This window comes from Streptomyces roseoverticillatus (assembly GCF_000719265.1).
GTDB classification, from domain to species: domain Bacteria; phylum Actinomycetota; class Actinomycetes; order Streptomycetales; family Streptomycetaceae; genus Streptomyces; species Streptomyces roseoverticillatus.
Map to the genome: position 1 here is coordinate 197,798 of NZ_JOFL01000019.1, position 14,429 is coordinate 212,226.

The following is a 14,429-nucleotide window of genomic DNA, read 5'->3' on the forward strand; positions in this document are numbered from 1 at the left end:
GTGACCGCCGCCGCCCCGCGCCTGACACTCCCCGAGGAGCTGGTGCTGCTCTGCTTCGACCCGGTGAGCGGGCGCAAGCTGATGCGCGCCGGCCACTCCTCGGGGTACGGCGTGGCCGGGGCGGTGCTGGCCGAACTGCGGCTCGCCGGCAGGGTCGTGGAGGCGCGCGGCCGGGTGCAGGTCACGAACCCGCTGCCGCCGGCCGACCCGCTGCTGGCCATGGCGATGGCGAGCCTGCAGCAGCCCGGCAAGGGCGCCGGCGGGCCGCGGACGGCCGGCTGGGTGCGGAGCGCCTCGCGGCACCTCGAAGAGCCGTGGCTGGCCCGGCTCGCGGAGAGGGGTGCGCTACGCCTGGAGACCCGCCGCTTCCTCGGCGTCATCCCGTACCGCCGCGACTCCGTGGGCCCGGTGGACCTGACGACGGCGGCACGGGAGCGCTTCGAGCTGGCCCGGCGCGGGGGCTTCACCGATCCGCGCGACCGCGCGCTCGCCGCGCTGGTGTCCGCCACCGGCATATCGGGGGCGCTCTGCCCCGGCTGGGGCCGCCGGCACCAGCGGCAGGCGATGCACCGGCTCATGCGCGCGGACTGGGTGGCGCGGGCCGTGCACAAGAACCGGATGCGCGACAGCGCGGATTCAGCCGGGGGCGGGGCCGCGGGCTGAGTCACTCGGAGTGCCGGACCGGGGCTGCTAACTTGTCATGCCCTGAACCAGCTTTAAGGAGAGACGTGCGCAAGGCAGTACAGATCACGGGGGCGGCGCTCTGCGCCGCTGTGCTGATGACCGGTTGCAGCAGTTCGAGCGACGGCGGCAAGAAGGACGACAAGCCGGTCGGCGGCGCCACGCCGACCTCCCAGGCCCCGGCGGAGCAGCCGTCCTCGCCGGCCGCGGACGCCGGGCAGCGCGCGACGGCGGCCGGCCTCGCGGGCGGCTGGTCGAACAACGGCAAGCTCACCGACAAGAGCCTCGTCATCCTGTCGTTCGCCCAGAACACGGTGATGGTCAGCGGGAAGACCGCCTGCTCGGGCACGCTCGTCGACACCTCGCAGCCGGCGACGATCACCATCAAGCGCTGCCAGGACGGCAGCACGGACTACAGCACGGGCACCATCAAGGACTTCGACGGCAAGTCCTTCACGGTGGTCTGGGCCTCCGGCAAGCAGGACAAGATGAGCAAGGCCGTCGGCAGCGACGGCAAGCCGACCGGCGTCGCCGGCGGCATCGCGGGCGGCCTGCCCACCATGCCGAAGAGCTGAGCCCCGTACGCGTGCCGCTGCCCGGCAACCGGGGAGGGTTGCCGGGCAGCGGCGCGTGCACGAGACGGGTCCGGGCTTCCGCGCGTACGGAGGGCCCCGCCGGGCGGCGTCACCGCACGAAAACGCCCGCCCGGCCCGCCAGATCGAGGAAGTACTGCGGCGCCACGCCCAGCGCCAGCGTCACCGCGACCCCGATCGCGATCGCCGAGGACGTCAGCGGGCTCGGGACGGCGACCGTCGGCCCGTCCTCCTTCGGCTCGCTGAAGAACATCAGCACGATCACCCGGACGTAGAAGAACGCGGCGATCGCCGAGGACACGACACCGACGATGACCAGCGGCCCCGCCCCGCCCTGCGCCGCCGCCTTGAACACCGCGAACTTCCCCGCGAACCCGCTCGTCAGCGGAATGCCCGCGAAGGCCAGCAGGAACACCGCGAACGTCGCCGCCGTGAGCGGCGAACGGCGGCCCAGCCCCGCCCACTTGGACAGGTGCGTGGCCTCCCCGCCCGCGTCGCGCACCAGCGTCACGACCGAGAACGCGCCGAGCGTGACGAACGAGTACGCGCCCAGGTAGAACAGCACGGACGACACGCCGTCGGGCGACGTCGCGACAACGCCGGCGAGGATGAAGCCGGCGTGGGCGATGGAGGAGTAGGCCAGCAGCCGCTTCACGTCGGTCTGGGTGACGGCCACGATGGCGCCCACCAGCATGGTGACGATCGCGACGCCCCACATCACCGGCCGCCAGTCCCAGCGCAGCCCCGGCAGGACCACGTACAGCAGCCGCAGCAGCGCGCCGAAGCCGGCGACCTTGGTGGCGGCGGCCATGAAGCCGGTGACGGGTGTGGGGGCGCCCTGGTAGACGTCCGGCGTCCACATGTGGAAGGGCACCGCGCCGACCTTGAAGAGCAGGCCCATCAGGACGAGCGCGCCGCCGATCAGCAGCAGGGCGTCGTTGCCGGTGGTGGCGGCGAGGGCCGGGTCGAGCATCCGGACGTTGCCGTTGACGACGTCGGCGATGCCGGAGTACGTGACCGTGCCCGCGTAGCCGTAGAGCAGGGCCACGCCGAAGAGCAGGAAGGCCGAGGAGAAGGCGCCGAGCAGGAAGTACTTGACCGCCGACTCCTGCGACAGGAGCCGCTTGCGGCGGGCCAGCGCGCACAGCACGTACAGCGGGAGGGAGAAGACCTCCAGGGCGACGAAGAGCGTCAGCAGGTCGTCCGCGGCGGGGAAGACGAGCATGCCGCCCACCGCGAAGAGCAGGAGGGGGAACACCTCGGTGGTGGTGAAGCCCGCCCTGACCGCGTCCTGCTCCGCCCGGCCGCCGGGCACGGCGGCGCCCTGGGCGGCGAAGGAGTCGACGGGCCGGCCGTGCGCCGCCGGGTCCAGGCGCCGCTCGGCGAAGGTGAACACCGCGACGAGGGAGACGAGGAGAATGGTGCCCTGCAGGAACAGCGCGGGGCCGTCCACGGCGACGGCGCCCATCGCGGCGGCGTGCGCCTTGCCCGTGCCGTAGCCGCCGGCCGCGAGGGCGACGACGGCGGCGAAGGCCGCGGCCAGCGCGACGCACGTCAGCAGCAGCTGGACGGGGTGGCGGGTGCGCCGTGGGAGGAATGCCTCCACGAGGATGCCGAGCACCGCGGCGCCGAGCACGATCAGCGTCGGGGACAGCTGGGCGTACTCGATGTGCGGTGCCGGGATCTTCTGCGGCGCGTCCGCCGACATCGTCCACAGGCTGTGGACGGATGCTGCGTGGCTCACTTCGCGGCCTCCACATCGTTCACGTCGGGCTTGGGGTCGGCCTGGTGCACCTGCGACATCGTGTGCCGGACCGCCGGGTCGAGGATCTCCGTCACCGGCTTCGGATAGACGCCGAGGAAGAGCAGGAGGGCGATCAGCGGGGCCACGACTGCCAGCTCGCGCGCCCTGAGGTCGGGCATGCCCCGCACCTCCTCCTTCACCGGCCCGGTCATGGTGCGCTGGTAGAGCACGAGGACGTACAGCGCGGCGAGCACGATGCCGAGCGTGGCGATCCCGCCGGCGACCGGATAGCGGCTGAACGTGCCGACGAGGACGAGGAATTCGGAGACGAACGGCGCGAGGCCGGGCAGCGACAGCGTCGCGAGGCCGCCGACGAGGAAGGTGCCGGCGAGGACCGGAGCGACCTTCTGCACGCCGCCGTAGTCCGCGATGAGCCGCGAGCCGCGGCGGGAGATCAGGAAGCCGGCGACGAGCATCAGCGCGGCCGTGGAGACGCCGTGGTTGACCATGTAGAGCGTCGCGCCGCTCTGGCCCTGGCTGGTCATCGCGAAGATGCCGAGCACGATGAAGCCGAAGTGCGAGATCGAGGCGTACGCGACCAGCCGCTTGATGTCCCGCTGCCCGACCGCGAGCAGCGCCCCGTACAGGATGCTGATCAGCGACAGGACGACGATGACGGGGGTGGCCCACTTCGAGGCCTCCGGGAAGAGCTGGAGGCAGAAGCGGAGCATCGCGAACGTGCCGACCTTGTCGACCACGGCGGTGATCAGCACGGCGACGGGGGCGGTGGCCTCGCCCATGGCATTGGGCAGCCAGGTGTGCAGCGGCCACAGCGGGGCCTTCACGGCGAAGGCGAAGAAGAAGCCGAGGAACAGGGCCCGTTCGGTGGTGGTCGCGATGTCGAGCTTGCCGGCGGCGCGGGCCTGGACGATCTCCTGGAGGGAAAAGGTGCCCGTGCCGAGCTGGTCGGCGGTGACCGCGTACAGCCCGATGACGGCGGCCAGCATGATCAGCCCGCCGACGAGGTTGTAGAGGAGGAACTTCACGGCGGCGTACGAGCGCTGGGCCGCCGCGCCCGCCTCGCCGTGCTCGGCCGCGCCGTCCCCGAAGCCGCCGATGAGGAAGTACATCGGGATGAGCATGGCTTCGAAGAAGATGTAGAAGAGGAAGACGTCGGTGGCCTCGAAGGAGATCACCACCATGGCCTCGACCATAAGGATCAGCGCGAAGAAGCCCTGGGTGGGGCGCCACCGCGAGGAACGCGTCTCCAGGGGGTCGGCGTCGTGCCAGCCGGCCAGCATGATGAAGGGGATCAGCAGCGCGGCCAGGGCGATGAGGACCACCGCGATGCCGTCCACGCCCAGTTCGTAGCGGACCCCGAAGTCCGCGATCCAGGCGTGCGACTCGGTGAGCTGGAAGGGACCCTTCGCTCCCCCAGAGCTTGATGCCTGGGAGGTACCCCCAGGGTCGAAGCGCACGAGCTGCACGGCCGCCAGGGCGAGCGTGGCGAGCGAGAAGGCGAGTGCGAGCCACTTGGCGGCGGTGCGCCGCCCGGCCGGCACGGCCGCGGTGGCGACCGCGCCGACCGCGGGGATCGCGGCCGTGAGCGTCAGCAGGGGAAAGGCCATAATCAAACCGCCCTCATCAGCAGGGTGGCGGCGATGAGCACCGCCGCACCGCCGAACATCGAGACCGCGTACGAACGGGCGTAGCCGTTCTGCAGCTTGCGCATCCGGCCCGACAGCCCGCCCACCGAGGCGGCGGTGCCGTTGACGACGCCGTCGACCAGGCTGTGGTCGACGTAGACCAGGCTGCGGGTGAGGTGCTCGCCGCCGCGGACCAGCACGACGTGGTTGAAGTCGTCCTGCAGCAGGTCCCGCCGGGCGGCCCGGGTGAGGAGGCTGCCGCGGGGGGCCGTGACGGGGACGGGCCGGCGCCCGTACTGCGCCCAGGCGATCGCCACGCCGATCACGAGCACGACCATGGTGGCGGCGGTGACGGTGAGGGCGCTGACGGGCGAGTGGCCCTCCTCGTGCCCGGTGACCGGCTCCAGCCACTTCAGGAAGGTGTCGTTGATGCTGAACAGGCCGCCGGCGAAGACCGATCCGAAGGCCAGGACGATCATCGGGACCGTCATGGTGCGGGGCGACTCGTGGGGGTGCGGCATCTCGCCCTCGGCGTCGGGCTGCCACCGCTTCTCCCCGAAGAAGGTCAGCAGCATCACCCGCGTCATGTAGTACGCGGTGATGGCCGCGCCGAGCAGGGCCGCGCCGCCGAGGATCCAGCCCTCGGTGCCGCCCTTGGCGAAGGCCGCCTCGATGATCTTGTCCTTGGAGAAGAAGCCGGACAGCCCCGGGAAGCCGATGATGGCGAGGTAGCCGAGGCCGAAGGTGACGAACGTGACCGGCATGTACGTGCGCAGGCCGCCGTAGCGGCGCATGTCGACCTCGTCGTTCATGCCGTGCATGACGGACCCGGCGCCGAGGAAGAGCCCGGCCTTGAAGAAGCCGTGGGTCACCAGGTGCATGATCGCGAAGACGTAGCCGATCGGCCCCAGGCCGGCGGCCAGGATCATGTACCCGATCTGGGACATGGTGGAGCCGGCCAGGGCCTTCTTGATGTCGTCCTTGGCGCAACCGACGATCGCACCGAAGAGGAGCGTGACCGCGCCGACCGTGACGACCGCCGTCTGCGCGTCCGGCGCCGCGTCGAAGACCGCGCCGGAACGGGTGATCAGATAGACGCCGGCGGTCACCATCGTCGCGGCGTGGATGAGGGCCGAGACCGGCGTCGGGCCCTCCATCGCGTCCCCGAGCCAGGACTGCAGCGGCACCTGGGCGGACTTGCCGCACGCGGCGAGCAGCAGCATCAGCGCCACGGCCGTCAGCTTGCCCTCCCCCGCGTCGGTCGCCCGCGTCAGGACGGGATCGAAGGCGAAGGTGCCGAACGTGGTGAACAGCAGCATGATCGCGATCGACAGCCCCATGTCGCCGACGCGGTTGACCAGGAACGCCTTCTTGGCGGCGGTGGCCGCGCTCGGCTTGTGCTGCCAGAAGCCGATCAGCAGGTACGAGGCGAGGCCGACGCCCTCCCAGCCCACGTACAGGAGCAGGTAGTTGTCGGCGAGGACGAGCAGCAGCATCGCGGCGAGGAAGAGGTTGAGATAGCCGAAGAAGCGCCGCTTGCGCTCGTCGTGGGCCATGTAGCCCACCGAGTACAGGTGGATGAGCGAGCCCACGCCCGTGATCAGCAGGACGAAGGTCATCGACAGCTGGTCGAGGTGGAAGCCGACGTCCGCGCGGAAACCGCCGACGGGCACCCACTGGAAGACCGTGACGTCCAGGGCGCGCTCCTCGCCGCCCTTGCCGAGCATGTCGGCGAAGAGCACCACGCCGAGCGCGAAGGACACGGCCGCGAGCAGGGTGCCCAGCCAGGGCCCGCTCCGGTCGAGCCTGCGCCCGCCGCACAGCAGCACGCCCGCTCCCAGCAGGGGCGCAAGGACGAGCAATCCGATGAGGTTCTCCACGTCAGCGTCCCCTTACAGCTTCAGCAGGCCGGCGTCGTCCACCGAGGCCGAGTGCCGGGAGCGGAAGATCGTCACGATGATGGCGAGGCCCACCACGACCTCGGCCGCGGCCACGACCATCGTGAAGAAGGCGATGATCTGGCCGTCGAGATTGCCGTGCAGCCGGGCGAAGGTGACGAACGCCAGGTTGCAGGCGTTCAGCATCAGCTCGACGCACATGAAGATGACGATCGCGTTCCGCCGGATGAGCACGCCGGCCGCCCCGATGGTGAACAACAGGGCCGCCAGGTAGAGGTAGTTGACCGGGTTCACTTGCCCGCCCCCTTCCCGTTCGCGTCTGCGTCCTCGCTGCGGCCGCGCTCCAGCCATTCGCTGGAGCGCTGCTCCAGGGCCTTGAGGTCCTGCAGGGCCTCGCCCGAGACGTCGCGGACCTGGCCCCGGGCGCGCAGGGTGGGGCTGACGGTCAGGTCGGAGGCGGTGCCGTCGGGCAGGAGGCCCGGGATGTCCACGGCGTTGTGCCGGGCGTAGACGCCCGGGGCGGGGAGCGGGGTGACCTGCTTGCCCTCGCGGACGCGCTGTTCGGCGCGCTCGCGCTGGGTGGCGGCGCGCTCGGTGCGCTCGCGGTGGGTGAGCACCATCGCGCCGACGGCCGCGGTGATCAGCAGGGCGCCGGTGATCTCGAACGCGAACACGTACTTGGTGAAGATGAGGGAGGCGAGGCCCTCCACATTGCCGCCGGCGTTGGCCCGGCCGACGCCGTTCCACTCCTTCAGGGAGGCGTTGGAGATGCCGGCCATGAGCAGGATGCCGAAGCCGAGCACGCACAGCCCGGCCAGCCACCGCTGGCCCTTGATGGTCTCCTTGAGGGAGTCGGCGGCGGTGACGCCCACGAGCATGACAACGAAGAGGAAGAGCATCATGATCGCGCCGGTGTAGACGACGATCTGCACGACACCCAGGAAATAGGCGCCGTTGGCGAGGTAGAACACCGCCAGGACGATCATGGTGCCGGCCAGCGAGAGGGCGCTGTGCACGGCCTTCCTCATCAGGACGGCGCCGAGCGCCCCGAGGACGGCGACGACGGCCAGGATCCAGAACTGGACCGCCTCACCCGTCGAGGTGGTGGAGGCGGCCGAGGCGGCCAGGGAAGGGGCGATCATGCGTCCGCCCCTTCCTCTTCCGGCTTCTCTCCCTTGGAGACGGCGACCTGGCGGACCGTGCCGGGCGCGGCCTCCGTCACCAGCCCGCGGTAGTAGTCCTGTTCGGTCATGCCGGGGAAGATCGCGTGCGGCGCGTCGACCATGCCCTCCTCCAGGCCCGCGAGCAGCTCCTCCTTGGTGTAGATGAGCGACTCGCGGCTGGTGTCGGCCAGTTCGTACTCGTTGGTCATGGTCAGGGCGCGGGTGGGGCACGCCTCGACGCACAGGCCGCACAGGATGCAGCGGAGGTAGTTGATCTGGTAGACGCGGCCGTAGCGCTCGCCCGGCGAATAGCGCTCCTGGTCCTTGTTGTCCGCGCCCTCCACGTAGATGGCGTCGGCGGGGCAGGCCCAGGCGCACAGCTCGCAGCCGATGCACTTCTCCAGGCCGTCCGGGTGCCGGTTGAGCTGGTGGCGGCCGTGGAAGCGGGGGGCCGTGGGCTTCTTGTACTCCGGGTACTGCTCGGTCAGCCGCTTCTTGAACATGGCCTTGAAGGTCACGCCGAAGCCGGCCACGGGATTGCGGGGGGTGTCGCGCGAAGCGTCGCCCGCAGGGTCGGTAGCCACTGCCGTCAGCCCTCCTTTCCGTCACGCACAGTATCGGGCCCACCACTGACAATGAGCTCTCCGTCGCGGCGCGGCCTGCGGCGCGGCACCGGCGGCGGCGTCTGCCCGGGCAGCGGCGGCACGGGGAATCCGCCGCCCGTCGGGTCGAACTCCCGCTCCGGCGCGGCCTCCCCGTCCCCCTGGCCGCGCTCGCCCTTGCGGAAGATGTCCGCGACGAAGGAGAGCAGCAGGACGGCGACGACGGCGCCGCCGACGTACAGCACGATCTGCTGGAAGTCGTAGTTCTCGTTCCGCAGCGCCCGCACCGAGGCGACGAGCATCAGCCACACCATCGAGACCGGGATGAGGACCTTCCACCCCAGCTTCATGAACTGGTCGTAGCGCAGCCGCGGCAGCGTGCCGCGCAGCCAGATGAAGAAGAACAGCAGCAGCTGCAGCTTGATCACGAACCACAGGAGCGGCCACCAGCCGTGGTTCGCGCCCTCCCAGAACGCCGAGACCGGGTACGGGGCCCGCCATCCGCCGAGGAACAGCGTCACGGCCACCGCCGAGACGGTGACCATGTTGACGTACTCGGCCAGCATGAACATCGCGAACTTGATGGAGGAGTACTCGGTGTTGAAGCCGCCGACCAGGTCGCCCTCGGACTCCGGCAGGTCGAACGGCGCCCGGTTGGTCTCCCCCACCATCGCCACGATGTAGATGAGGAAGGACACCGGCAGCAGCAGCACGTACCAGCGGTCGTGCTGGGCCTCCACGATCGCCGAGGTCGACATCGACCCGGAGTAGAGGAAGACGGCGGCGAAGGAGACGCCCATCGCGATCTCGTAGGAGATCATCTGCGCGCACGAGCGCAGGCCGCCCAGCAGCGGGTACGTCGAGCCGGACGACCAGCCCGCGAGCACGATGCCGTAGATGCCGACCGAGGCCGTGGCGAGGATGTAGAGCACGCCGATCGGCAGGTCCGTCAGCTGCATCGTCGTGCGGTGCCCGAAGATGGAGATCTCATTGCCCGCGGGGCCGAAGGGGATCACGGCGATCGCCATGAACGCGGGGACGGCCGCCACGACGGGGGCCAGCAGATAGACCGCCTTGTCCGCCCGCTTGACGATCACGTCCTCTTTCAGCATCAGCTTGATGCCGTCCGCGAGGGACTGCAGCATGCCCCACGGGCCGTGCCGGTTGGGGCCGATCCGCAGCTGCATCCACGCGACGACCTTGCGCTCCCAGACGATCGAGAACAGCACGGTCAGCATGACGAACGCGAAGCAGAAGACCGCCTTGACGACGATCAGCCACCACGGGTCCCGGCCGAACACCGACAGGTCCCCGGCGGCCAGCTCGCTCAGGCTGTAAGCCTCCACAGTCTTCACTACCGCGCCTCCGGTGTCCCGGTCCCGGTGCCCTCACCGGAATCCGCCCCGATCCGTACGAGCTCGCCGGGGCGCGCCCCCGTGTCCCCGGCGACACCACCGCCCGCCGAGTTCAGCGGCAGCCACACCACGCGGTCCGGCATGGCCGTCACGCACAGCGGCAGCCGTACCGTTCCGGCCGGGCCCGTCACCGCCAGCACCTCTCCGTCGCGCACGCCCGCCTCGGCGGCGGTCGCGGGCGACAGGCGGGCGAGCGCCGCGTGCCGCGTGCCGGCGAGGGCGTCGTCACCGTCCTGCAGGCGCCCCTGGTCCAGCAGCATCCGGTGGCCCGCGAGGACCGCCTCGCCCGCGGCCGGCCGCGGCAGCGGCCCGGCGGTCTCCGCCGGGTCCGCGGCGTGCTCCCCGTCCCAGGGGCCGAGGCGGCGCAGCTCCGCGCGCACGGCGTCGGTGTCGGGCAGGCCGAGGCCGATGCCCATGGCGTCGGCCAGCATGTGCAGCACGCGGGCGTCCGCGGGCACGTGGCGGCGCGGCAGCTGGTCGGGCTTGATCGCGACCTCGAACGGGCGGGCCCGGCCCTCCCAGTTGAGGAACGTGCCCGCCTTCTCCGCGACGGCCGCCACCGGCAGGACGACGTCCGCACGGTCCGACACCTCGCTCGGCCGCTGCTCCAGGCTGACCAGAAAGCCGACGGCGTCCAGGGCCTCCCGCGCGCGGGCCGGGTCGGGCAGGTCCGCGACCTCGACGCCGCCCACCAGCAGGGCACCCAGCTCGCCCCGCGCGGCCGCCTCCACGATCTGGCCGGTGTCCCGGCCCGGGCTGCGCGGCAGGCCGGACACGCCCCAGGCGGCCGCGGTCTCCTCGCGCGCCCGCGGGTCGGTGGCCGGGCGGCCGCCGGGCAGCAGCCCCGGCAGGGCCCCCGCCTCGACCGCGCCGCGCTCGCCGGCCCGGCGCGGGATCCACACCAGCTGCGCGCCGGTCGCCGAAGCCGCGGCAACGGCGGCCGTCAGGGCACCGGGCACGCCCGCGAGCCGCTCACCGACGACGATCACCGACCCGCCGGCGCGCAGGGCTTCGGCCGCGGCCTGCCCTCCGTCGTCCAGGCCCGTGCCGTCGGCCAGCGCCCGCAGCCACATGGTCTCGGTGCCCGGCGCGGCCGGCAGCAGCGTGCCCCCGGCCTTCTCCAGGCCGCGGGTGGCGTGCGTGGCGAGCGCGAAGACGCGCTGCCCGTGCTTGCGCCAGGCCTTGCGCAGCCGCAGGAAGACGCCGGGCGCCTCCTCCTCCGCCTCGAAGCCCACCAGCAGCACCGCCGGGGCCTTCTCCAGCGCCGCGTACGTCAGCCCGCCGCCGTCGAGATCCCGGCCCCTGCCCGCCACGCGGGCGGCCAGGAAGTCGGCCTCCTCACCGCTGTGCACCCGGGCCCGGAAGTCGACGTCGTGCGTGTCGAGCGCCACGCGCGTGAACTTGGCGTACGCGTACGCGTCCTCGACCGTCAGCCGGCCGCCGGTCAGGACGCCCGCCCTGCCGCGCGCCGCCGCCAGCCCGCGCCCCGCGGCCTCCAGCGCCTCCGGCCAGCTCGCGGGCTCCAGCACACCCTCCGCGTTCCGCACCAGCGGGTGGGTGAAGCGCTCCGGCCGCTGCGCGTAGCGGAACGCGAAGCGGCCCTTGTCGCACACCCATTCCTCGTTGACCTCGGGGTCGTCGGCGGCCATGCGGCGCATCACCTTGCCGCGCCGGTGGTCCGTGCGCAGCGCGCAGCCGCCCGCGCAGTGCTCGCACACCGTCGGCGACGACACCAGGTCGAAGGGGCGCGAGCGGAAGCGGTACGCCGCCGACGTCAGCGCCCCCACCGGGCAGATCTGGATGGTGTTGCCCGAGAAGTACGACTCGAAGGGCACTCCCTCGCCTGTGCCGACCTGCTGCAGCGCGCCGCGCTCCAGCAGCTCGATCATCGGGTCGCCCGCGATCTGCTGCGAGAAACGAGTGCAGCGCGCACACAGCACGCACCGCTCGCGGTCCAGCAGCACCTGCGGGGAGATCGGCACCGGCTTCTCGAAGGTCCGCTTGCGGCCCTCGAAGCGGCTGTCCGCCTGCCCCGCCGTCATCGCCTGGTTCTGCAGGGGGCACTCGCCGCCCTTGTCGCAGACCGGGCAGTCCAGCGGGTGGTTGATCAGCAGCAGCTCCATCACGCCGCGCTGCGCCTTCTCCGCGACGGGCGAGGTCAGCTGCGTCCGGACGACCATGCCGTCGGTGCAGGTGATGGTGCAGGACGCCATCGGCTTGCGCTGGCCCTCCACCTCCACGATGCACTGCCGGCAGGCGCCGGCCGGATCGAGCAGCGGGTGGTCGCAGAAGCGGGGGATCTCGATGCCCAGCAGCTCCGCGGCGCGGATGACCAGCGTCCCCTTGGGGACGGAGATCGCGGCGCCGTCGATGGTGAGGGAGACGAGGTCCTCCGGCGGCGGCTTCGCGCCCCCTCCTCCGGAGGGGGCAGACGTCGTGACCGTCACGCGTTCACCTCCAGGGGGAAGTTCTGCGGGCCGTCGGCCCACAGGGTCGACTTCGACGGGTCGAAGGGGCAGCCCTTGCCCGTGATGTGCTGCTCGTACTCCGCGCGGAAGTGCTGCAGCGAGGAGAGGATGGGCGCCGCGGCGCCGTCGCCGAGGGCGCAGAACGACTTGCCGTTGATGTTGTCGGAGATGTCGGCGAGCTTGTCGAGGTCGGCCTTGCGGCCCTTGCCGGCCTCGATGTCGCGCAGCAGCTGGACGAGCCAGTACGTGCCCTCGCGGCAGGGCGTGCACTTGCCGCACGACTCGTGCGCGTAGAACTCCGTCCAGCGGGTGACCGCGCGCACCACGCACGTCGTCTCATCGAAGCACTGCAGCGACTTGGTGCCCAGCAGCGAGCCGGCCGCGCCCACGCTGTCGAAGTCCAGCGGCACGTCGAGGTGTTCGGCGGTGAACATGGGGCTGGAGGAGCCGCCCGGCGTCCAGAACTTCAGCCGGTGGCCGGGCCGCATGCCGCCGCTCATGTCGAGCAGCTGGCGCAGCGTGATGCCCATGGGCCCCTCGTACTGGCCGGGGTTCACGACGTGCCCGGAGAGCGAATAGAGCGTGAAGCCGGGGCACTTGTCGGTGCCCATCGAGCGGAACCACTCCTTGCCCCGGTGGAGGATCGCGGGAACCGACGCGATGGACTCCACGTTGTTCACGACAGTGGGGCAGGCGTAGAGGCCGGCGACCGCGGGGAAGGGGGGCCGGAGCCGGGGCTGGCCGCGGCGGCCTTCGAGCGAGTCGAGGAGGGCGGTCTCCTCGCCGCAGATGTACGCGCCCGCGCCCGCGTGCACGGTCAGCTCCAGGTCCAGCCCGGAGCCGAGGACGTTCGTGCCGAGGTAGCCCGCGGCGTAGGCCTCGCGCACGGCCTCGTGCAGCCGGCGCAGCACGGGGACGACCTCGCCGCGCAGGTAGATGAAGGCCCGGTTCGAGCGGATCGCGTGGCAGGCGATCACGATGCCCTCGATGAGGGTGTGCGGCGCGGCGAAGAGCAGCGGGATGTCCTTGCAGGCGCCCGGCTCGGACTCGTCCGCGTTGACCACGAGGTAGTGCGGCTTGCCGTCGCCCTGCGGGATGAACTGCCACTTCATGCCCGTCGGGAAGCCCGCGCCGCCGCGGCCGCGCAGGCCCGAGTCCTTCACGTAGGCGATCACGTCGTCGGGGGCCATCGCGAGGGCCTTGCGCGCGCCCTGGTAGCCGTCGTGGCGCAGGTAGGTCTCCAGCGTCCAGGAGCGCGGCTCGTCCCAGAACGCGGAGAGCACGGGGGCGAGCAGCTTCTCCGGGCTCGTCTCCCCCATCGTTGGTGCCATGGTCATCCCTCCCCCTCCTCGCTGACCGGGCCCGCGGGGTGGTCGGGGTCCGAGGCGGACGTCTCGTGCGGCGCGTCGTGGGAGCTGAGGTGCTCTCCGGGGTGTCCGGGCCCGCCGTCGGCCGGGGGCGCACCGCGCGGCGGCCCCACCCGCGCCGCCGCGCCGGGCCGCTCGCCCTTGGCCAGCCGCAGCCCCGCCAGGGAGGCCGGGCCCGCACCGCCGCTCGCCTCGACCGCGCCCGGGCGGGAGTCGGGGAAGCCGGCGAGGATCCGGGAGGTCTCCCGGAAGGTGCAGAGCGGGGCGCCGCGGGTCGGCGCGGCGGGGCGGCCCGCGCGCAGGTCGTCGACGAGGGCCTTGGCGCTCTCGACGGTCTGGTTGTCGAAGAACTCCCAGTTGACCATCACGACGGGCGCGAAGTCGCAGGCGGCGTTGCACTCGACGTGCTCAAGGGTGATCTTGCCGTCGGGGGTGGTGCCGCCGTTGTCGACGCCGAGGTGCCGGCGCAGGCCCTCGAAGATCGCGTCGCCGCCCATGACCGCGCACAGGGTGTTGGTGCACACCCCCACCTGGTACTCGCCGCCCGGCTCGCGCCGGTACATCGTGTAGAAGGTGGCGACCGCCGTGACCTCGGCGATGGTCAGGCCGAGCGTCTCGGCGCAGAAGCGCAGGCCGGTCCGGGTGACGTGCCCCTCCTCGGCCTGGACGAGGTGGAGCAGCGGCAGCAGGGCGCTCCGGCTGTCGGGATAGCGGTCGATCACCTCCTTGGCATCGGCCGCCAGCCGTTCCCGTACCTCCGCGGGATAGTCCGGCGCGGGGAGCGAAGGCATCCCCAGCTGTACGTCATGTGTCACGGCGCCTCCCTGGTCGCTTCTCCGCCCGCGCGGCGCA

Annotated in this window: 12 protein-coding genes; 2 read left to right on the plus strand and 10 right to left on the minus strand. The window is 71.9% G+C overall.

The annotated features are described in order from the left end of the window. The gene (locus IF61_RS0123370; protein ID WP_030368469.1) at positions 1-663 is read left to right on the plus strand and encodes a GOLPH3/VPS74 family protein; all 663 of its coding nucleotides are present in this window, start codon (positions 1-3) and stop codon (positions 661-663) included. Positions 664-728: 65 nt separating this feature from the next. Further along, positions 729-1,256: a hypothetical protein gene (locus tag IF61_RS0123375; protein WP_030368470.1), complete on the plus strand. Its 528-nt coding sequence runs from the start codon at positions 729-731 to the stop codon at positions 1,254-1,256. 109 nt (positions 1,257-1,365) lie between these two features. Here the strand turns inward: IF61_RS0123375 and nuoN are convergent, their stop codons facing one another. The 10 genes from nuoN to nuoE are packed head-to-tail and all read right to left on the minus strand — an operon-like array spanning position 1,366 to position 14,368. Beyond that, positions 1,366-3,018: an NADH-quinone oxidoreductase subunit NuoN gene (gene nuoN, locus IF61_RS0123380; protein ID WP_030368471.1), complete on the minus strand. Its 1,653-nt coding sequence runs from the start codon at positions 3,016-3,018 to the stop codon at positions 1,366-1,368. Further along, positions 3,015-4,646, minus strand: coding sequence for an NADH-quinone oxidoreductase subunit M (locus IF61_RS0123385; RefSeq protein WP_030368472.1), 1,632 nt, complete (start codon positions 4,644-4,646; stop codon positions 3,015-3,017). Before IF61_RS0123385 ends, nuoN begins: the two co-directional genes overlap by 4 nt. Positions 4,647-4,648: 2 nt before the next feature. Then, on the minus strand, positions 4,649-6,544 hold the full coding sequence (gene nuoL, locus IF61_RS0123390; RefSeq protein WP_030368473.1) for an NADH-quinone oxidoreductase subunit L: 1,896 nt from the start codon (positions 6,542-6,544) through the stop codon (positions 4,649-4,651). Between the two features lie 12 nt (positions 6,545-6,556). Next, positions 6,557-6,856, minus strand: coding sequence for an NADH-quinone oxidoreductase subunit NuoK (nuoK, locus tag IF61_RS0123395; protein ID WP_030368474.1), 300 nt, complete (start codon positions 6,854-6,856; stop codon positions 6,557-6,559). Further along, positions 6,853-7,704, minus strand: a complete 852-nt coding sequence (locus IF61_RS0123400; protein WP_030368475.1) for an NADH-quinone oxidoreductase subunit J — start codon at positions 7,702-7,704, stop codon at positions 6,853-6,855. The genes nuoK and IF61_RS0123400 overlap by 4 nt, the downstream gene beginning before the upstream one ends. Then, on the minus strand, positions 7,701-8,309 hold the full coding sequence (gene nuoI / locus IF61_RS0123405) for an NADH-quinone oxidoreductase subunit NuoI (RefSeq protein WP_052392946.1): 609 nt from the start codon (positions 8,307-8,309) through the stop codon (positions 7,701-7,703). The genes IF61_RS0123400 and nuoI overlap by 4 nt, the downstream gene beginning before the upstream one ends. Before the next feature lie 5 nt (positions 8,310-8,314). Continuing rightward, positions 8,315-9,682, minus strand: coding sequence for an NADH-quinone oxidoreductase subunit NuoH (gene nuoH / locus IF61_RS0123410; RefSeq protein WP_030368477.1), 1,368 nt, complete (start codon positions 9,680-9,682; stop codon positions 8,315-8,317). Further along, the gene (locus IF61_RS0123415) at positions 9,682-12,189 is read right to left on the minus strand and encodes an NADH-quinone oxidoreductase subunit G (RefSeq protein WP_043190301.1); all 2,508 of its coding nucleotides are present in this window, start codon (positions 12,187-12,189) and stop codon (positions 9,682-9,684) included. Before IF61_RS0123415 ends, nuoH begins: the two co-directional genes overlap by 1 nt. Further along, positions 12,186-13,547, minus strand: a complete 1,362-nt coding sequence (nuoF, locus tag IF61_RS0123420; protein ID WP_030368479.1) for an NADH-quinone oxidoreductase subunit NuoF — start codon at positions 13,545-13,547, stop codon at positions 12,186-12,188. Before nuoF ends, IF61_RS0123415 begins: the two co-directional genes overlap by 4 nt. Then, entirely contained in the window at positions 13,544-14,368 is an 825-nt protein-coding gene (gene nuoE, locus IF61_RS0123425; protein ID WP_030368480.1) for an NADH-quinone oxidoreductase subunit NuoE, read from the minus strand. The genes nuoF and nuoE overlap by 4 nt, the downstream gene beginning before the upstream one ends. Positions 14,369-14,429: the final 61 nt, after the last annotated feature.